Source organism: Billgrantia sp. Q4P2, assembly GCF_052806135.1.
On the sequence record NZ_JBRBAI010000011.1, the window covers coordinates 132217 to 152158 of the forward strand.

The 19942-nt window shown below is 62.8% G+C and carries 16 protein-coding genes; 12 read left to right on the top strand and 4 right to left on the bottom strand.

All coding sequences use genetic code 11. The annotated features are described in order from the left end of the window. The 3 genes from ACUY1T_RS17995 to ACUY1T_RS18005 form a co-directional block, all read right to left on the bottom strand. Window positions 1-936 carry an ABC transporter permease gene (locus ACUY1T_RS17995; RefSeq protein WP_446024954.1) on the bottom strand — a complete coding sequence of 312 codons (936 nt, stop codon included), beginning with the start codon at window positions 934-936 and terminating at the stop codon, window positions 1-3. Then, the gene (locus ACUY1T_RS18000; protein ID WP_446024955.1) at window positions 933-1886 is read right to left on the bottom strand and encodes an ABC transporter permease; all 954 of its coding nucleotides are present in this window, start codon (window positions 1884-1886) and stop codon (window positions 933-935) included. The genes ACUY1T_RS17995 and ACUY1T_RS18000 overlap by 4 nt, the downstream gene beginning before the upstream one ends. An 80-nt stretch (window positions 1887-1966) precedes the next feature. Next, window positions 1967-3580: an ABC transporter substrate-binding protein gene (locus ACUY1T_RS18005; protein WP_446024956.1), complete on the bottom strand. Its 1614-nt coding sequence runs from the start codon at window positions 3578-3580 to the stop codon at window positions 1967-1969. 397 nt (window positions 3581-3977) lie between these two features. On the opposite strand from ACUY1T_RS18005, the gene ACUY1T_RS18010 reads away from it, so the two are divergent. The 6 genes from ACUY1T_RS18010 (at window position 3978) to ACUY1T_RS18035 (ending at window position 11294) form a co-directional block, all read left to right on the top strand. Continuing rightward, window positions 3978-4856 (top strand): GNAT family N-acetyltransferase, encoded by an 879-nt coding sequence (locus ACUY1T_RS18010; protein WP_446024957.1) that lies wholly within the window; start codon window positions 3978-3980, stop codon window positions 4854-4856. Window positions 4857-5129: 273 nt separating this feature from the next. After that, entirely contained in the window at window positions 5130-5990 is an 861-nt protein-coding gene (locus ACUY1T_RS18015; protein ID WP_446024958.1) for a GNAT family N-acetyltransferase, read from the top strand. Between the two features lie 334 nt (window positions 5991-6324). Continuing rightward, window positions 6325-7635, top strand: coding sequence for an FAD-dependent oxidoreductase (locus ACUY1T_RS18020; RefSeq protein WP_446024959.1), 1311 nt, complete (start codon window positions 6325-6327; stop codon window positions 7633-7635). A gap of 100 nt (window positions 7636-7735) precedes the next feature. After that, complete coding sequence (locus tag ACUY1T_RS18025; RefSeq protein WP_446024960.1) at window positions 7736-9226, top strand: aldehyde dehydrogenase family protein; 1491 nt, start codon at window positions 7736-7738, stop codon at window positions 9224-9226. Then, entirely contained in the window at window positions 9223-10500 is a 1278-nt protein-coding gene (locus ACUY1T_RS18030; RefSeq protein ID WP_446024961.1) for an NAD(P)/FAD-dependent oxidoreductase, read from the top strand. Before ACUY1T_RS18025 ends, ACUY1T_RS18030 begins: the two co-directional genes overlap by 4 nt. Window positions 10501-10535: 35 nt before the next feature. Then, on the top strand, window positions 10536-11294 hold the full coding sequence (locus tag ACUY1T_RS18035) for a cupin domain-containing protein (protein ID WP_446024962.1): 759 nt from the start codon (window positions 10536-10538) through the stop codon (window positions 11292-11294). Window positions 11295-11420: 126 nt separating this feature from the next. Here ACUY1T_RS18035 and ACUY1T_RS18040 read toward each other — a convergent pair whose 3' ends face one another. Next, window positions 11421-13028, bottom strand: coding sequence for an ABC transporter substrate-binding protein (locus ACUY1T_RS18040; protein ID WP_446024963.1), 1608 nt, complete (start codon window positions 13026-13028; stop codon window positions 11421-11423). Between the two features lie 361 nt (window positions 13029-13389). On the opposite strand from ACUY1T_RS18040, the gene ACUY1T_RS18045 reads away from it, so the two are divergent. The 6 genes from ACUY1T_RS18045 to ACUY1T_RS18070 all read left to right on the top strand — a co-directional run bounded on the left by ACUY1T_RS18045 (window position 13390) and on the right by ACUY1T_RS18070 (window position 19773). Next, entirely contained in the window at window positions 13390-14316 is a 927-nt protein-coding gene (locus ACUY1T_RS18045; RefSeq protein ID WP_446024964.1) for a 2-hydroxyacid dehydrogenase, read from the top strand. Window positions 14317-14563: 247 nt separating this feature from the next. Beyond that, on the top strand, window positions 14564-15628 hold the full coding sequence (locus tag ACUY1T_RS18050) for a phosphotransferase (RefSeq protein WP_446024965.1): 1065 nt from the start codon (window positions 14564-14566) through the stop codon (window positions 15626-15628). Beyond that, the gene (locus ACUY1T_RS18055; protein WP_446024966.1) at window positions 15625-16971 is read left to right on the top strand and encodes an aspartate aminotransferase family protein; all 1347 of its coding nucleotides are present in this window, start codon (window positions 15625-15627) and stop codon (window positions 16969-16971) included. Before ACUY1T_RS18050 ends, ACUY1T_RS18055 begins: the two co-directional genes overlap by 4 nt. A 28-nt stretch (window positions 16972-16999) precedes the next feature. Beyond that, window positions 17000-17503, top strand: coding sequence for an Lrp/AsnC family transcriptional regulator (locus ACUY1T_RS18060; protein ID WP_446024967.1), 504 nt, complete (start codon window positions 17000-17002; stop codon window positions 17501-17503). A gap of 312 nt (window positions 17504-17815) precedes the next feature. Next, the gene (locus ACUY1T_RS18065) at window positions 17816-19192 is read left to right on the top strand and encodes an aminotransferase class III-fold pyridoxal phosphate-dependent enzyme (RefSeq protein WP_446024968.1); all 1377 of its coding nucleotides are present in this window, start codon (window positions 17816-17818) and stop codon (window positions 19190-19192) included. 86 nt (window positions 19193-19278) lie between these two features. Further along, entirely contained in the window at window positions 19279-19773 is a 495-nt protein-coding gene (locus ACUY1T_RS18070; protein ID WP_446024969.1) for an Lrp/AsnC family transcriptional regulator, read from the top strand. Window positions 19774-19942: the final 169 nt, after the last annotated feature.

Sequence of the window (19942 nt, forward strand, 5' to 3'; positions counted from 1 at the left end):
TCAGTTCTCCATCTCGCGCTTGGCCCGACCGCCGAAACTGTCGATGATCAGGTTGACCCCGACGGTGAGAGTGGCGATGGCAATCGCCGGCGCCAATACCGCCGGAGCGCCTTCCCCAAGGCCCTGGATGTTTTCCCGAACCAGAGAGCCCCAGTCTGCATCAGGAGGCTGCACGCCCAGACCGAGAAAGCTCATCGCGCTCAACAGCAGCACGACGTAGACGAAACGCAGGCCGAGGTCGGTCAGCACCGGACGGAGCATGTTCGGCAACACCTCGATGAACATGATGTACGGCATGGCCTCCCCCCTCGCTCGCGCGACCTGGACGAAGTCCATCGTCATGACATTGACCGCGACCGCACGCGCGATGCGGTACGAACCGGGCATATAGGCAAAGGCGGCCATGACCAGCAGCAGGGGCACGGAAGAACCGAAGGAGGCCACCATGATCAGCGCAAAGATCTTGTTGGGAATCGCGATCAAGGCGTCCTGAGTGCGGCTGATGGCAGCATCGATCCAACCGCCGGAAGCAGCCGCCACCAGGCCCAACACCACGCCGAACAGGCAGGCGAGCAACGTTGCCGCCAGTGCCACGCCGATGGTGTAGGGCGCGCCATTCAGAAGACGGCTGAGGATGTCCCGGCCCAGGAAGTCCGTGCCGAGCGGGAATTGCAGACTGATGGCGCCGAATACATCATCGCTGACCAGACTGTTGGCCCCATAGGGCGCCAACCAGGGGCCGACCAACGCCATCAGCAGCCAGAACCCGACCACGAACAACCCTAGGGCACCGCTGATCGGCCGCTTGGCGCGCCGGCGCGTGACGCTTGTGACGCTTGGCGGCTTTTCCTCGAACGTCACACCCGCCACGGCATCGGCCCGCGAACCCGGTGTACTCAATTTCGGTGAGTCTGTCGGAATCGTGTTCGGGTTCATGTGCGCAGCCTCGGGTTGGATACGATGGCGATGATGTCGGCGACCAGTACCAACACCAGAAAGCCAAGGGAGAACAGCATCACGCACGCCTGAACCAGCGGCATGTCGCGGGTGACCACGGCGTTCACCATCAGCGTCGCAATGCCCGGATAGTTGAAGATCGTCTCGACGATGACCACGCCGCCAAGTAGGTACGACAGGCTCAGCGCCACGGCGTTGGCGATCGGCCCGATCGCATTCGGCAGCGCATGCCGGAGCACCACCCGCACCGGTCGTGCGCCCTTGAGAACCGCCATTTCGACGTAGGGAGAGCTGAGCTGATCGATGACGGCCGCCCGCGTCATGCGCGCCATCTGCGCGACCAGCACACAGCACAGGGTCAACACCGGCATGGCATAGACACTGAGCAGCTGCAGAAAGGAATCGACTTCCACCGAGCGCGACAGCGCCGACAGCCAACCCAGCTTCACCGCAAAAATCAGCACCGCAATGGTGGCAATCAGGAACTCGGGTACCGACACCAGGAACACCGCCAGCATGTTGGTATAGCGGTCGAAGATCGATCCGCGATACATCGCCGACACGATGCCGATGGTCAGCGCCAGCGGTACGGCAATCAGGGCAGTGGCCGCTGCCAGTTTCAGGGAGTTGGGAAGCCGGCTCGCAATCAAGTCATCGACCGCCATGCCGTTGACCAGCGAAACCCCGGGGTTGCCCGTCACCAGGCCACCCAGCCAGCTCAGGTAACGCAGGTACACGGGTTGGTCCAAGCCCAACTTGGCGCGCAGTGCCGCCACCACTTCCGGCGTAGCCTCCTGGCCAAGCTGTTCCTGGACTGCGTCACCCGGGAGCAGGCTGGTGAGAACGAATACCACCAGCGAGACGATAAGCAGCGTGAGCACGCCGATGCCCAGCCGGCCAATCACGAGCCGTGGAATGGTGCTGTTCATGGTTCACCCTATTGTTATGGCGCCACCCCTGGGCTGCACGGGTGGCGCCTTGATGATGGAATTGTCGTAGTCGTGATTCCTCAGGCTTCCAGCCAGACGTGCTCGGCGAACATGTAGCCCATCAGGCCACCCATCGGGTGAGGGCTAAGTCCTCTCAGCTTGGCATTGTGGCCATCGATGCTGCTGTTGAACTGAGGAATGCCGATGCCGCCGTGCTCGTGCACCAGCACCTGCATGTCGGCGTACATCTGCCTGCGCTTGGCGTCGTCGGTCTCGCCGCGCGCCGCCACCAGCAGTTGGTCGAACTGTTCGTTCTGCCAGCCCGACTCGTTCCAGGCGGCGTCGGACTTGTAGAACAGACTGAACATCAGGTCGGCGGTCGGCCGCGCACCGATATTGGCGAAGTGCAGCGGGTGCTTCATCCAGTGATTGGACCAGTAGCCGTCCGACGGCACCCGACGGATCTCGAGCCGGAGCCCGACCTGCTGCGCCGTCAGCTGCAGCAGTTGGGCCATGTCTACCGAACCGGTGGCGGCTTCGGAGGCCACCAGGGGAATCGAATTCCCGCCCACGCCGGAGCGCTCCAGGTGGTACTTCGCCCGCTCGGGGTCGAACTCGCGCCGCGGCAGCTCGTTGAAGTAGTAGCGGTGGTTGGGCGCGATCGGCTGGTCGTTGGCGATGGTGCCGAAGCCACGGAAGGCGACACGATGGAGTTGCTCGCGATCGAGCAGGTACTTCATCGCCAGCACGAAGTCCGGATTCTGAACCGGCCCCAGGGCGTCACGCATCACCAGGTTGGTGAAGCCGCCGGTCGGCGACTCCATCACCACGGCGTTGGCACTGTCCAGGATGCGCGGGATCGAGCGCGCGTTGACCGGGTTGATGAGGTCGACGTCGCCGGCGAGCAGGGCATTGATGCGCGCGGCCTCGTCCGGGATCGCGAAGAACTCGATCTCGTCGAGATACGGCTGGCCCGGCTTCCAGTAGCTGTCGTTACGCACCCCGACCGAGCGCACGCCCGGCTGGAACTCCGCGCATTCGAAGGGTCCGGTGCCGTTGGCGAGGCTGAAGTCGGTGGTGCCGTCGCGCACGATGAGGAAGTGGGAGGTGGCGAGGACCGCCGGCAGGTCGGCGTTGGGGCTGACCAGCCGGATATGCACTTCATGCGGCCCGGCGGCCCTGACCTCTTCGATCTGCTGGGCGACGCTGAGGGCCTTGGAGGCGGTTTCAGGATCCTTGTGGCGATTCAGCGAGTAGACCACGTCGGCCGCGGTGAACGGCTGGCCGTCGTGGAAGACGACATCGCGGCGCAGCTTGACGACCCATGACTGGGCGTCGTCGGTGTCGAACGACTCCGCCAGTGACATCTGCGGCACCAGCACCTCGTCCAGCGTGGCCAGGCCGTTGTAGAACATGAAGTGACGGCAATAGTCGGTATAGTTTCCGCCCTTGGCCGGGTCCAGCGTATCAGCGGTCGAGCTGGTCGCGCTCGCCACCTTGATGCGTCCGCCGCGCTGGGGGGTCTGGGCGAAGGCGGACGACGCGCCGGTCATCAGACCGCCGGCGGTGGCGGCCAGCACGGTACCGGCCGCCATGCCCCGCAGCACATCGCGCCGCGAGATGCCGTGGCCGGCCGTGCGCGCCAGCTCAGCCATGATCCGTCGGTCTTGATTGGGGAAGTTCCTGTTTTTCATGTTCTGCCTCCGTCTATCCGCTTATCATTGCTTGTCTGTTGTTATGTCGGCGCACCGTTCTCAAGGGGCCCACCTCAGCAATCCAGGGTCTTCATCGAATGTGAACAAGCCGTTGAAACAATTACAGCACCAACGGGAAACGCTTTTGGTTCGTTTTATTCCCTCTCGCACATACAATCGTTGGCATTGCCCACGCCCTACGGCAGATGCTGCCGCGTACCCGAAGCCACGCCGGCAACGTCTCCATCCCTCTTGCCGAGATGTCGTTGAAGCGGCACTTCGTCAGGCAGCGGGGTCTACATCCGTGCCACCCCGTGCGGCAAGAACGTCCTAGCCATGGCCCTTACCAGCTGCCAAACTACAAAAGTTGCAAGGGAAGCCACTGACGGAGAGCCAGGTGTCCCACAAGACGTCAAAGCGCCTGCAGACCTATGAGCTGGCGCTGAGAGACCTTCAGGAAGACGATATCGACAAGCTGCATCAGCTGTCGGTCGGTGTCGGTTGGCCGCACCGGCCCGACGATTGGCGCCTGCTGCTCAAGGTCGGGAAGGGATTTGCCGGCTGCGACAAGATCGGCCGAATCGTCGGCTCGGCAATGTGGTTTCCGATGGGCAACGATTTCGCCACCATCGGCATGGTCATCACCACGCCACAGCTGCAGGCGCAGGGCGGTGGCGGCTGGCTGATGGATCACGTGATGCAGCAGTGCCACGGCCGTCGTCTTCAGATCATCGCCCCCCAGGCCGCCTATCGTCTCGCCCATGCCCTTGGCTTCAAGGCCGTGAGCGTCGTGCATCAGCACCAGGGCACGGCCATCGACCCGGGCGAGGTTTCGCTGCCGGCCGACACCCGGGTTCGGCCTTTGAAAGCAACGGATTTCGTGGACATCGCCCGCCTCGACCTGGCCGCCTTCGGTGCCGACAGAACGGCCATCCTGGAAGAGCTGGTCGGGCGTTCCACCGGCACGGTGCTCGAGCGTGAGGGGTGCATCGCCGGTTTTGCCCTGTGCCGCAGGTTCGGCCGGGGCCATGTCGTAGGGCCGGTCGTCGCGAAGGATTCCAGTGACGCCATCGCGTTGACCGCCCCCCATGTAGCGAAACACGCAGGAAGATTTCTCAGGGTCGATACCACCCAATCCGAGGGCGATTTCACCGAATTCCTCAAGCGCTGCGGAATGGAGGAACATGAAAAGGTGACCGTCATGACCCACCCCTCCCCCGGGGCGGCCGACACCGAGGTCGCCACTTTCGCGCTGGTGAACCAGTCTCTGGGCTAGCCGCTCCCGGGATACCTGGAATTGTCGTGCACAAGAATCATTGATCGCATTCGCCCACCCCCCCCTCTCGCCCGACTCTGTTGCGCATGACAATGCTCAATAACATGCCAAAAACATGGGACTCAGCGGCACTTTCTATTGCCCCTGCCATCGGCTCCGGACATTAATACCGTATTCATTTCTCACCATAATCATGCCTCCATACAGCAAGAACGTCCTAGTATTGCCCTGCTTCAGACGCCAGAGTTAAAAGAATCCATGGAGGAGCCATTCATGACCATCCAGCATCTAGACACCGACATTACCTATCGACGCCTGCGGGAGAGCGATCTGCCTGCCGCCCATCGACTCTCGCAGGCGGTTCGTTGGCCGCATCGACTCGAAGACTGGCAGTTCGTACACCGCCTTGGCGAGGGTTTCGTCGCGGAGCGCAGCGGCGAGGTCATCGGCACCGCCATGTGCTGGAGCCATGGCAGCGACTACGCAACGCTCGGTATGATCATCGTTTCGCCCGAAGCACAGGGCAAGGGAATCGGGCGCGTATTGATGGAATCGATACTCGACTTGATCGGCAAACGCCATACCCTGCTGTTCGCCACGCCCGAAGGCCAACCGCTCTACGAGCGACTCGGCTTCAAGGCCATCGGCACGGTCCACCAGCACCGGGGAACCGTGATCAAACCCGCAGTCGTTGCGCCACCGCCTGGAGAGCGCATACGGCCAATGGGTCTGAACGACCGCGCCAAGCTGGTCGAGCTGGCGGCAGCCGGCACCGGCCTGCCCCGCGCATCGGTCCTGAACGAACTGCTTCAGGTCGCCGATGGCGTGGTCCTCGACAACCAGGGTGAACTCACCGGCTTCGCGCTGATGCGGCGTTTCGGGCACGGGTACGTGATCGGGCCGGTCGTGGCCTCCTCTCCCGAACGGGCCAAGGCCATGATCAGCTACTGGGTCGGAGCTCGCGCCGACTCCTTCATACGAATCGACGTCCATGACTCTGGCCAGCTGAGCCCTTGGCTACAGGAGCTTGGTCTCCTGCAGGCCGATTCCGTCGTTGCCATGGTCAGGGGCGTAGCACCGGAACCTGTCCCCGGCATGCAGCAGTTCGCCATCATCAACCAGGCGCTCGGCTAATCCCTGGATGTCTCGCGTCGGGTCAGCGAGAGCCTCATCACGGCCTATACAGTAAGGAGGTGGCGAATGAGCACCTCCTCTCCCTTCGTCCGCACTCGTAAAGGCACTGGCTGTAACGCCTTGCGGATATCCCAGAGCGTGAAAAGACACCTTGCGTAGCGCGCGGACCGATATACCAACAAGAGCGCTGTTTTCGGTGTTTCCTGCCGCTCGCCCCCCCAGTTTCGGCGACTCTTCAAAAAGCGAAAGGGCCATACTCGTTATCATGACGGGCCGCTGACTCCAGTGCCCGCAATGTGATCATTGCCTGAAAACACAACGAGAAGGCACTCCCATGCACGAGCGCAGCATCGCCAAACAGAGCACCCCCTTCTGGTGGCAAGCGGCCCCCGTCAAACCTCTGCCGCAGCAGCCGCTGACCAATAAGCTCGACGTGCTGATCGTGGGTGCAGGCTACGCCGGGCTTTCGGCGGGGCTCGCACTGTCACGCGCGGGACGATCGGTTGCTGCGTTCGATGTCATGAGTCCTGGCGAGGGTGCCTCATCGCGCAACGGCGGCATCACCAGCGGCAGCATTCGCCCGGACTACGCCACGCTCAGCCGCCGCTTCGGCGAGAAGAAGGCGCTTACCATCGAGGCTGAAGGCAAGATCGCCCGTGAGTTCCTCTACGATTTCATCGAAACAGAAAGGCTCGATTGCAATTTCCAGCTCACCGGCCTGTTCCGCGGTGCCATCGGCTTCGAGCAGTACGAGAGCATGGCCCGTGGCGCAGAGGCACTGGCGAAGAGACTGGGGATCGACTCCTATGCCGTTCCGCACGTCGAACAGCGCAACTATATCGGCACCGACTTCTACCGCGGCGGCACGGTCAGAATGGACATCGGAGGGCTGAACCCGGCCAAGTTCCACGCCGAGCTGCTGCGCGTGGCCCTGGCTGCGGGAGTGACGGTCCATTCGAACACCCCCGTTAGCTCGATAGCGCGGGATGGCGCCGGCTTCCGCGTCGTCACCTCGGCCGGAACGGTTCAGGCGCGGCAAGTTCTGGTCTGCACCAACGGCTATACCGATGGCGCCACGCCCTATCTGCGCCGCCGCCTGGTGCCGGTCCGCAGCCGGATCATTGCCACCGAAGAGCTCGCCCCCGAGGTAATGGCTCGCCTGATGCCGAAACTGATGATGATGAGCGAGGGCCTGCAATTGGGCTTCTATTACCGCCCCTCGCCCGACGGCAGACGCATCCTGCTGGGAGGCCGCGACAGCTCCCGGGTCGGCGACCCGGCGGCTCCGACGCTGCGCCTGCGCAAGGGCCTGGTGAAGCGCTTTCCCGAACTGGGGGACGTTTGCCTCTCACACAGCTGGTTCGGCAACGTGGCGATGAACCGCGACATGCTACCCCGCATCTTCGAGAAGGATGGCGTGCTCTACGCCACTGGCTTCTGCGGTTCGGGCGTGGTCTGGGCACCTTGGGTCGGCACGCGCGCAGCCCACAAACTGCTGGGACACAGCGAGCACGCTTATTCGGCCTTCGACTTCCGGCCGCCGGCCTGCATCCCTTTCTATCGTGGCAATCCGTGGTTCATGCCGGCCGTCATACAGGGCTATGGAATGCAGGACCGAATCGCAATGTGGCGCGCCAGCCGATGACCCGAGTCGATGCGGTCTACCGCCTGGCCTAGCCAGCCACGCCTTCGGCCCGGCGGCAAATCCCAGGCCCCGGCTCTTCAAATATCGAGAGGTTGTTGTCATGGAAAGCTTTGACCCGAATCGGGTAACAGTGCGCAGCGCACATTTCATCGGAGGCCGCTACATCGACGGCGGCCCGAGTGCGATCGATGTGCAACGCCCTTCCGACGGCGTCACCTATGCGGGCTTGCCGGTGGCGGACGCCGATTTCGTTGACCAAGCGGTGCAGGATTCGTGGAATGCGTTCAGAAACAGCGACTGGGCACGCTGCGCGCCGCGGGATCGTGCACGCATCCTGCGGCGCTGGGCGGATCTGATCGAAGCCGACGTCAAGACACTGGCACCGCTCGAAGCCGTGGGCTCGACACGGCCGATCCGTGACGCGGCAGGTTGGGACGTACCGTTCACCGCCGAGGGCATCCGCTTCTATGCAGAGTGGGCGGACAAGATCGGCGGCGAAGTGGCAGCGACCCGCAACGACCATCTCGGCATGACGATTGCGGAACCCTACGGCGTCATCGGCTCCATCGTGCCCTGGAATTTCCCGCTGGTGACCTCTTCGTGGAAGGTGGGCCCCGCACTGGCCGCAGGCAATGCCATGGTGCTCAAGCCATCCGAGATGACGCCATTCAGCGTCCTGCGAATGGCGGAACTGGCCGTCGAAGCCGGCGTGCCGGAAGGCATCTTCAACGTCGTGCAGGGCGATGGCCGCACCACCGGCGATGCGCTGTGCCGCCATCCCAAAATTGCCAAGGTGACCTTCACCGGTTCGACCCGAACCGGTGCGGCCATCATGGCGGCATGTGCGGAGAGCGGTACCAAGGCGGTAACACTGGAACTCGGCGGCAAGAGCCCGCAGGTGGTGTTCGCCGACGTTCACGACCTGGAAAGAACGGCACGCATCGTGGCTCGCGCAATCACGACGAACGCAGGCCAGGTATGTGTTGCCGGCTCGCGTCTGATCGTGCAGCGCTCCATCGCCGAGAGGTTCATCGAGCGGCTCGTCGCCATCGTGGCGGAACTCAAGGCAGGCAACACCTGGGAGCCGGATACCACCCTGTGCCCCATCATCTCCGGCCGGGAGATGGAACGTATCGATGGCATCGTGCAGCGCAGCGCGGCACAGGGGGCACGTATCGTCACCGGTGGGCAATGCCTCTCGATGGGTAACGGTGGCGGGTTCTATCAGCCGACCATCCTGAGCGATGTCGATCAGCGGATGGAAGCGGTGAAGAACGAGATCTTCGGCCCGGTGCTCACCGTGCAGTCCTTCGACGACGAAGAGGAGGCACAGGCCCTCGCAGACCATCCCGACTATGGCCTGGCCGCAGGCGTGCATACCGCGGACATCGGCCGTGCCCTGCGGCTGGCACGCGGCATCGAGGCGGGTACCGTGTGGATCAACCGCTATGGGCGTACGGCCGACTTCGTGATACCCACCGGCGGCTACAAGCGCTCCGGCATCGGCAAGGACCTCGGACGTCAGGCCTACGAGGCGAACCTCAGAATCAAGAGCGTGCTTGTCGACTTTTCGCAGGAGATGCAGCCATGAAATTCGTTTCCTATTGGCACGATACGTCGGTTCCGTTCGACAAGGCCGCAGCCGGCCCCGTCTCGGGGGAGTTCGAGGTGGCGGTAATCGGGGCGGGCTTCACGGGCCTCAACGCCGCGCGCCAGCTGGCGAAATCCGGTCTCAAGGTAGCCCTGCTCGAGGCCGAGCATGTCGGCTATGGCGCCTCGGGACGCAACGGTGGGCACCTCAACAGCGGCCACTTCGCCAGTTTCGGCGCCATCAAGGCCCGTTTCGGCGACGCCCAGGCGCGCCGCTTGTGGAAGGCCTATGACGACTCGATCGACATGATCGAAGCGATCATTGGCGAGGAGAAGATCGACTGCGGCTTCCGCCGTGGCGGCAAGATCAAGCTGGCCTCCAAGCCCTCCCACGTGAAGAAGCTGCAGGCCATGTGCGACGAGCTCCGCCGCGAGGTCGACCCCACGGTGGAATGGCTGTCACGCGAAGACGTGCGCAAGGAACTGGGATCGGACGCTTTCCACGGTGGAGTGCTGTCGCCGAAGTCCGCGATGATGCACATGGGACGCTACGTCACCGGCATGGCTCAGGCCGCCCATCGGCATGGTGCGACCATCTGGGAGCGCAACCCTGTCATTGCCCGCGAGCGGGTACCGCAGGGCTGGCGACTGACCACGCCGACCGGCTCCCTGGTCGCCCGGCAGGTCATTCTGGCGACCGACGCCTACACGACCGAGACCTTCGGCTATTTTCGTCGGCGGATGATGCCGGTCGCTTCCTTCATCGTCGTGACGCGCCCGCTCAACGCGGAAGAGGTGGCGGCGACCATGCCGGGCAACCGGAACTATACGAACTCGCTCAACATCGCCAACTACTTCCGCCTCACCCCGGACAACCGGGTGCTGTTCGGCGGCCGGGCCCGCTTCTCGTCGGCGTCGAATCAGAAAACGGACGTCAGCTCCGGTCAACTGCTGCGCAAGCAGTTGATCGAGGTGTTTCCGCAGCTTGCCGACGTCGAGGTCGACTACTGCTGGGGCGGTCTCGTCGGCTGCACTCAGGATCGCTACCCGCGCGCCGGCACCGCCGATGGGGTGATCTACGGCATGGGCTATTCGGGGCATGGCGCGCAGGTCTCGACCCTGATCGGCAGCGTGCTCGCCGATATCGCCATGGGCCGCAAGGGGACCAATCCGCTCGAGGGCCTGGCCTGGCGAGCGGTCCCGATGCATACGGGCAAGCCCTGGTTCCTGCCCATCGTAGGAGCCTATTACCGCATGAAAGACATGCTTCCCTGATGACTTCTTCCACCAATAATCGATCCGAGGTTCTCATGCTTCACTCTCTCGACCCGCACCAGGTTTCCAGCCGGCCAGCCCACCCTTCCATCATCGACCTGCGCCAGTTCGCCAGGGAAGTCGTTGCCGCCGCGGCCAGCCAAGCCGATGGCCAAACGGATGCCTTCCTGGCGAACCGCTACCCCCTGGCAATCCCCCCCGGTCCGGTCGAAATCGGCGCCATCCGGCTGGAAGCGGGCACGGGCAGCGTGGCCGAGCTGCCTGCCGACGAGTTCATCATTCTTTGCGATGGCAGCCTGACGCTGAACCAGCAGGGCCAGACGCTCGAGCTGACCGACAGTGCCAGCGCGGTGCTGAGTGCCGGTGCCGGTTTCCACTGGCACTGCCTGGAACCCACCACCCTCCTCTACATGCGCTACCTGGGTGAAAGTGCCGGCGAGGGAAACCTGATCGCCATCGACGAATCGGCTGCGCTGGAGCCCTCCGGCACTCCCTTGGTGGAGCTGCTGATCGGCCCGACACCCGCTTGCCGCAACCATACCGACTACCGCTCCGTCGACGAGGAATTCATGTGCGGCACCTGGGATTCGACTCCCTATCACCGTCGCGCCATGGAATCGCGGCAGTACGAACTGATGCACCTGCTGGCGGGGGCCGTCACGGTCGTGGAGCAGAGCGGCGCCTCTCGCACCTACACCAAGGGCGACATCTGCCTGGTCGAGAAAGGGGCCGTATGGAGCTGGGAAAGCCGCGAGGATGTGAAGAAGGTCTACGCCATTTACCGCCCGGCATAAGCTGCGCTCTAGTAATAAAACCAGCAAATAAGAAGGGAGCGGCCAGTGTGGCCGCTCCCTTCTCCTTTCTCACTTCTCACGTTCCGCGTTTCACCGGGATGCACTACCCCTCAGGCATCCCGCTCCTCAGGCTTCCAGCCAGACGTGTTCGGCGAACATGTAGCCCATCAGGCCACCCATCGGGTGAGGACTGAGCCCTCTCAGCTTGGCGTTGTGGCCATCGATGCTGCTCCTGAACATTGGGATGCCGATGCCGCACTGCTCGTGCACCAGCACCTGCATGTCGGCATACATCTGCCGGCGCTTGGCTTCGTCGGTCTCGCCGCGCGCCGCCAGCAGCAGCTGGTCGAACTGGGCGTTGCTCCAGCCCGATTCGTTCGTGGCGGCGTCGGAGTGATAGAACAGGCTGAACATCAGGTCGGCGGTCGGCCGGGCACTGATGGCGCCGAAGCCCAGCGGATGCTTCATCCAGTGGTTGGACCAGTAGCCGTCCGACGGCACCCGCCGAAGCTCGAGCCCGAGCCCGATCTGCTGCGCCGAAAGCTGCAGCAGTTGGGCGATGTCCACCGAGCCGGTGGCGGCTTCGGAGGCCACCAGGGGAATCGTCTTCCCCGCCATGCCGGAGCGCTCCAGGTGATACTTCGCCCGGTCCGGGTCGTACGCGCGCTGCGGCAGCTCGTTGAAGTAGTAGCGGTGGTTGGGCGCGATCGGCTGGTCGTTGGCAAGCACGCCGAAGCCGCCGAAGGCGAGCCGCTGGATCTGCTCGCGATCGAGCAGGTACTTCATCGCCAGCACGAAGTCCGGGTTCTGAACCGGCCCCAGGGCGTCACGCATCACCAGGTTGGTGAAGCCTCCGGTCGGGGTTTCCATTATCGAGGCATTGGCACTGTCCAGCACGCGCGGGATCGAGCGCGGATTGACCGGGTTGATGAGATCGACATCGCCGGCAAGCAGGGCATTGATGCGCGCGGCCTCATCCGGGATCGAGAAGAACTCGATCTCGTTGAGATACGGCTGGCCCGGCTTCCAGTAGCTGTCGTTGCGCACCCCGATCGAGCGCACGCCCGGCTGGAACTCCGCGCATTCGAAGGGCCCGGTACCGTTGGCGAGGCTGAAGTCCGTGGTGCCGTCGCGCACGATGAGGAAGTGGGAGGTGGCAAGGATCGCCGGCAGGTCGGCGTTGGGGCTGACCAGCCGGATATGCACTTCATGCGGCCCGGCGGCCCTGACCTCCTCGATCTGCTGGGCGACGCTGAGGGCCTTGGAGGCGGTTTCAGGATCCTTGTGGCGATTCAGCGAGTAGACCACGTCGGCCGCGGTGAACGGCTGGCCGTCATGGAAGACGACGTCCCGGCGCAGCTTGACGACCCACGACTGGGCGTCGTCGGTGTCGAACGACTCCGCCAGTGACATCTGCGGCACCAGCGTCGCGTCCAGCGTCGTCAGGCCGTTGTAGAACATGAAGTGCCGACAATAGTCGGTGTAGTTCCCGCCCTTGGCCGGGTCCAGCGTATCAGCGGTCGAGCTGGTCGCGCTCGCCACCTTGATGCGTCCGCCGCGCTGGGGCGTTTGGGCGAAGGCGGACGGCGCACCGGTCATCAAGCCGCCGGCGGTGGCGGCCAGCACGGTACCGGCCGCCATGCCCCTCAGCACATCGCGTCGCGAGATGCCCTGGCCGGCTGTGCGAATCAGGTCCGAAGCAGCCTGAGAAAAGGGCAGTTTGTTGTTTTGCATCTCATGCCTCCAGTGTCTACTGTCATTGCACCATTGTCATTGACGACTATCGTTTCGCCCTACTTGGCTCCCGGGAATCTCGAGCTGCCTCGTCGCAACTCCACCTATCCTCGGGAACATCCCAAGTTCCAAATCATTACAGCACCCGCCCCTTGAACGACTGCCCTGTTTTCAGCGCGATTTATTATATGTTCCACGGGATTTTCTCCACTTAACGGCACATCATGCCGCCAATATTGGCTTAGCTTATGAACTAGATTGCATAAGAACCGCAGGCAAGATTGTCCTAGTCTTGGGCGTTCGTTGTTGTAGAGTGATCTCTCATCACCTCCGAATAGACCCGTTGAAGGAAGACCTCACCATGAGTTTTCTCTACAAGTCCGAACCGGTTCGCGGCGCACGTTGGGCCGAGCTGTTCGCCGAACGTGAGCCAGACATCGACTTTCATATATGGCCACACATCGGTGACCCCCAGCAGGTGCGCTATCTCGCGGCCTGGCAACCACCCGAGGACATCGCGCAGACCTTCCCCAATCTGGAACTGGTGTTTTCGGTGGGAGCCGGTGTCGACCAGTTCGACCTGTCTCGAATACCGGAGCACATTCCGGTCGTAAGGATGATAGAGAGCGGCCTGGTCGCGGGCATGGTCGAATATGCCACGCTTGCCGTGCTGGCTGCCCACCGTGACTGGCTCGCCTATGCCAGCCAGCAGCGCGAGGAGATATGGAAGCCGATGCCGGTACACACGGCGAACACGCGCCGCGTCGGGGTGCTCGGCATGGGAGTTCTGGGCAAAGCTGTGCTCGAGAAGCTGCGCGACTTCGGTTTCCAATGCGCCGGTTGGAGTCGCTCGGAGCGCAGTTTACCCGGCATCGAATGCTTCGCCGGCGAGCAGGGGTTGGCAGACTTCCTCGCGCGCACCGAGATCCTGGTCTGCCTGCTGCCGTTGACCGACGAGACGCGTGGCATCCTGTCGCGGGAACTGTTCCGGCAGCTGCCGCCAGGGGCCGTATTGATCAACCTGGGACGCGGCGATCACCTGGTCGAAGCCGACCTGCTGGATGCCCTGGATAGCCACCACCTCTCGGCGGCGATTCTCGACGTATGCAATGTAGAGCCGCTGCCGGTTGGCCATCCTTTTTGGCATCACCCACACATCATGTTGACGCCCCATATCGCCAGCATGACGCAGCCGGATACCTCCGCCGAGGCTGTCCTCGACAACCTGCGCCGGCACCGGGAAGGGTTGCCGCTGGTCGGGTTGGTGGATAGGACACGAGGCTACTAGTCAGTTGACCGTCCCTTTTCGAATCTCAGGAAATAGGACGAATAAGCCCAATAAAACCCGGTCTCGACGCACTCCGCAGGAAATGCCACGCCTGCTCCAGATCGAAAAGGAAACTGCTCGAATCTTGCGACAATTAAGCATCGCCGTAGTACTGACCGCCATAAACTTGTACCGACATTTCCCAACTTTCCGGTTTGCTTGGGCCCGAGTATCTGCCCCAGACCACCATGACGGCACGAGGCGCTTAATGGCAGAGAATCATGCGATTGCGGCAGCGGCGTTGAGCACGGCGGTGCCCAGTCTTGCCCCGGATGAGGTGGAGGACCTGGTCAGTCGTCTCTACGGTATCCGTGGCAGCATCAAGTCACTGGTGGGCGAACGCGACCAGAATTGTCGTATAGAGACCGCGGACGGCAGCCGTTACGTCGTCAAGATCAGCAATCCGTCCGAGCCGGTGTCGGTCGTCGATTTCCAGATCGCAGCACTCGACCACATCGCCCGTGTATCGCCAGACCAGCCGGTGCCCCGCGTGGTGCGAACGCTTGGCGGACAAACGCGCGATACGGTGACCTTGCCCGACGGGGTCGAGACCATCGTGCGGATGCTGACCTATCTCGACGGCGTTCAGATCCGCGAGACGCCTCGGACCGCCACGCAGCGCCGGGCCATGGGCACGGTGCTCGCCGAATTGAACCTCGCGCTGCGCGATTTCTCGCACCCTGGGGCAACGCATGACCTACTGTGGAACGTCTCCACCGCGCACCGGCTGGCCGACAAGTTCAATGCCATCGTGGACGCCCCGCGTCGTGCGCTCGCCGAGTCGTTCATGACGCGCTTCACCGACCATGTGCTGCCCCGCCTTGCCTCGGTGCGGGCGCAGGTCATTCACAACGATTTTCACCTCTACAACGTGCTGGTGGCTCCCGACGATCATGAGCGCATCGTGGGGATCATCGACTTCGGCGACATGCTGCATGCACCGCTGGTCGGCGAGGTCGCGACGGCGGCAGCCTTTCACACCAAGGGCAATGCCGACCCGTTCGAGGGAGCGGCTCAGTTCGTCGGGGCCTATCACGCGACACTGCCGCTTACCGAAAACGAGCAGGAGATCGTCGCCGATCTCATGGCGACACGCCACCTCATCACCGTATTGATTTCGGAATGGCGTGCCAAGCGCTACCCCGAGAACCGCGACTACATCATGCGCCACAATCCTGCGTCCTGGGCGGCGCTGGCCATGATGAACGATCTTTCCCGTGATGAAGCGCGCGACCGCTTGCTGACCGAAGTGCGAAAAGGAGAAAGCCGATGAAAAGCACCACCGACCTCAACATGGTCAACGCCTATATCCCCGGGCGCGTCGACGTGGGCCCCGTCACCGCGGCGATGATCGAGCGGCGCGACGCCTTGCTCGGACCGGCCTATCGGCTGATGTACGAACATCCGCTGCATATCGTGCGCGGCGACGGCGTGTGGCTGATCGATCCGGATGGCCGCCGCTACCTCGACATCTACAACAACGTCGCCTCGCTCGGACACTGCCACCCGGCGGTGACCGAGGCGATCTGCAATCAGGTGAAGGTTCTCGCGACCAACACCCGCTATCTGCACGACACGATTCTCGAACTGGCCGAACGCCTGCTCGCCACCGTGCCCGAGACCGAGCTTGCCCATCTGATGCTGACCTGCACGGGCAGCGAGGCAAACGACGTCGCCTATCGCATCGCCCAGGTCCGCACCGGCGGCACCGGTATCATCGTGACCGACACCGCCTATCACGGCTTCACCGATGCCGTGTCGAAATTCTCGCCGTCGCTCGGCGTGACGGTCGACCTCGGCGCCCACGTTCGCCTGGTCCCGGCACCGCGTCTCTATCATGCCGAGGGTGCCGACCTCTCCGAACGCTTTACCCGCGATGTCGAGGCAGCAATTGCCGATTTGCAGCGCCACGGTATCAAGCCGGCGGCACTGATCGTCGATTCCCTGTTCACCAGCGACGGAATCCTCCCTGAGCCAGCGGGCTTCCTGAAGGGCGCGGTCGAGGCGATCAAGCGGGCCGGCGGCCTGTTCATCGCCGACGAGATCCAGCCCGGCTTCGGGCGGACCGGCGAGCATATGTGGGGCTTTCAGCGTCACGGCGTCATCCCGGACATCGTCACCATGGGCAAGCCGATGGGTAATGGACAACCTATCGCGGGACTGCTAGCCACCGCTGACACGCTGGCGGAATTCGGCAAGCACTCCAGGTACTTCAACACCTTCGCCGGTAATACCGTATCCTGCGCGGCAGCACTGGCGGTGCTGGATACGATCGAAAAGGAAGGCCTGATACAGCATGCCGCCAGGGTCGGGAAGCTCCTGCGCGACGGTATCGCGGAACTTGCTAACCGGCACGAGGCCATCGGTGACGTGCGCGGTGTAGGCATGTTCGTCGGTGTAGAACTCGTCTCGGACCGTACGACGCGCGCACCCGACCGTGAACTCACCACCCGGGTCGTCAATCGCATGCGCGACAAGGGCGTGCTGTTGAGCGCCTGCGCGATGGGCCACAATGTGCTCAAGATTCGACCGCCGTTGGTGCTGTCAGCGGAACAGGCCCGGATGGTGATCGAAGTGCTCGACGAAGCGCTGGGCTTCGCGGCACAAGCACAGTAACCAGCGCCGGCCTCGAAGGTAATCGACCATGCGATCTGCAGCCTCCCTCGATCAGTTCGACATGAAGATTCTCGTGCATCTTCAGCGCGAGGGACGCTGCTCGAATGTCGACCTGTCCGCGGCCGTCGGCCTCAGTGAGAGCCCATGCCTCGCCCGTACCAAGCGACTGCAGGAGATCGGTGTCATCCGGGGCTACGGCGCGGACGTCGCGCTGGAGAAGTTGGGCAGCCACGTCATCGTGTTCTCCGAGGTGACCATCAGCAACCATCGGCCGCACGACTTCCGCAAGTTCGAAACCGGGGCCGGCAAGTACGACGAGATCGTCGAATGCTACAACGTCAGCGGCGGCTACGATTACCTCCTGAAAATCGTGGCGCCGGACATCGCCCATTTCCAGGCGCTCATGGAGCGGCTGTTGGAAGACGACATCGGCATCGAGAAATTCTCCAGCCGGGTCGTCTTGCGCCGGCCGCTCGATCAACGCGGATATCCACTGACTGTGATCGCAACCGGAAAGCCAAGTTGGGTATGACGTGCCGCAGCAACGAGGGACTCGACCGTTCGGCGCGTATGCCGCCGCGCGGAGCGCATGAAGCAACGGGTGGCAACGGCTCAATGGCCGCGATAGAACGGTGCCGACAGTATCTTCCGAAACAGTGACGATTACGAAACTATCGGTTCTGGCGAAGCGAATAGTCGCAATAAAACGTTGCGGCCGGGTGACTATCATGGTCCTGGGTGCATCGTGTCAACCGCCGAGGATAACTGGCAGGCCGACACCCGCGCCGGAACGGCGCGGCTCGCACCAGGCCCAACGTTCATTTGATATTCGGCGGACAGACCCATGCACACAGATAATCTCGTCACACTGGACCGCGATCACCTCGTCCATCCGGTCGTCAACTACCGCTCTCATGAACAGCGCGGCGTCACGGTACTCACGGCGGGCCGCGGTGCCTACCTGCAGGACAGCAGCGGTCGCGAGCTCCTCGATGCCTTCTCCGGCCTCTGGTGCGTCAACACCGGCTACGGCCATGAGAGCATCGTGCGTGCCGCCGAGGAGCAGATGCGCCGGCTGCCCTACGCTACCGGCTACTTCCATTTCGGCTCCGAACCGGCCATCCGGCTGGCCGCCAAATTGGTGGAATTGACCCCGGCATCGCTGCAGCGCGTCTATTTCACCATGGGCGGCTCCGATGCGGTGGATTCAGCGATCCGCTTCATCGTCAACTACTGGAACGCTCAGGGCAAAAGCGAGAAGAAGCATTTCGTCACCCTGGAGCGCGGCTACCATGGATCCTCGTCCCAGGGCGCGGGGCTGACCGCCCTGCCGGTGTTCCATCGCAACTTCGATCTGCCGCTGCCCAATCAGCATCGCATTCCCTCGCCCTATCCTTACCGCAACCCGCTCGGTTCGGATCCCGCCACCATCATCGAGACCTCCGTTGCGGCACTGCGTGACAAGGTACGGGAACTCGGCGCCGACCGCGTCGCGGCCTTCTTCTGCGAACCCATTCAGGGCTCCGGCGGCGTGATCGTGCCGCCCAAGGGCTGGCTGAAGGCCATGCAGGAGTGCTGCCAGGAGCTGGGCATTCTGTTCGTGGTCGACGAGGTGATCACCGGCTTCGGTCGCACGGGGCCGATGTTCGCCTGTGAGGCCGAAGGCGTCACACCGGACCTGATGACCCTGGCCAAGGGCTTGACCGCCGGCTATGCCCCCATGGGTGCCGTGATGATGAGCGAAGCCGTCTACCAGGGCATCGCCGAAGGCGGCGGGGCGGAATTCCCGATCGGACACGGCCATACCTACTCCGCCCATCCCGTAAGTGCCGCCGTCGCCCTGGAGGTGCTACGCCTGTATGAGGATGGCCTGCTGGAGAACGGCATCGCCCTGGCACCGCGGTTCGAAGAAGGCCTGCGCTCCATGCTCGATCATCCCCTGGTCGGCGATGCACGCAGTCGCGGCTTCCTTGGCGCCCTCGAACTGGTTGCCGACAAGCAGAGCAAAGAGCGCTTCGATCCTTCATTGAAATTGGCCGATCGTCTCTTCGAAGCCGCCTATGGCAACGGCATCATCCTGCGGGCTTTCGCCGATAACGTTCTTGGCTTTGCCCCCGCACTTTGCTATACAAGTAATGACTTCGACTTACTGTTCGAGCGCCTCGAACGCACCCTGAATGCGGTGCTCGACCAGCCCGAAGTACGCCAGGCCCTGCGCTGACAGTCGCATGCGACGCACGCAGGCAATGGTGCGTCGCATTTTTCTGTCATTACCGGACCGACAGACCGAACCCACCGGAGCCCTGGATGATCGGCGCACCCAAACTGGACCGCCTCGACATACGCATTCTGAGTCATTTGCAGCGCAACGGCCGTATATCGAATGTCGCTTTGGCAGACGCCGTTGGACTCTCCCCCAGTCCCTGCCTGACTCGTGTCAAACGCCTGGAAAAAGCCGGTTACATTATCGACTATGGCGCCCACTTACAGCTCGAGAAGCTCGGCAGCGTCCAGCGGGTCTTCACTCAGATCACCCTCTCCGACCATCGGCTCGAAGACTTTGCACGCTTCGAGTCCTATATACGCAAAGTGGATGAAGTTCTCGAATGTCATCTGGTGAGTGGCGGATTCGACTACCAGTTGACCTTCCTTACCCGCAACGTCGTCCATTACCAAAGTGTCATGGAGGATCTGCTCGAGCAGAATATCGGTATCGACAAGTATTTCAGCTATATCGTGATCAAGTCGCCCGTCGTGAAAAAATACTATCCAATTGAAAAACTGATCAGCGATCACGACTGATCCCTCCCGACTGGCCTCTCTCCTCCTTACCCTGTCACCTCCCCTCATTAACCTAACGGCATAAGCTTCCGTGAGCTCCCTAGAAAACGCCCGAATCTGCGATTGCCGGACCTCATTACGAAAGCCTCCGCCGAGACGGGGCGCCTAATATAGGGTCCATGCAGCAGCC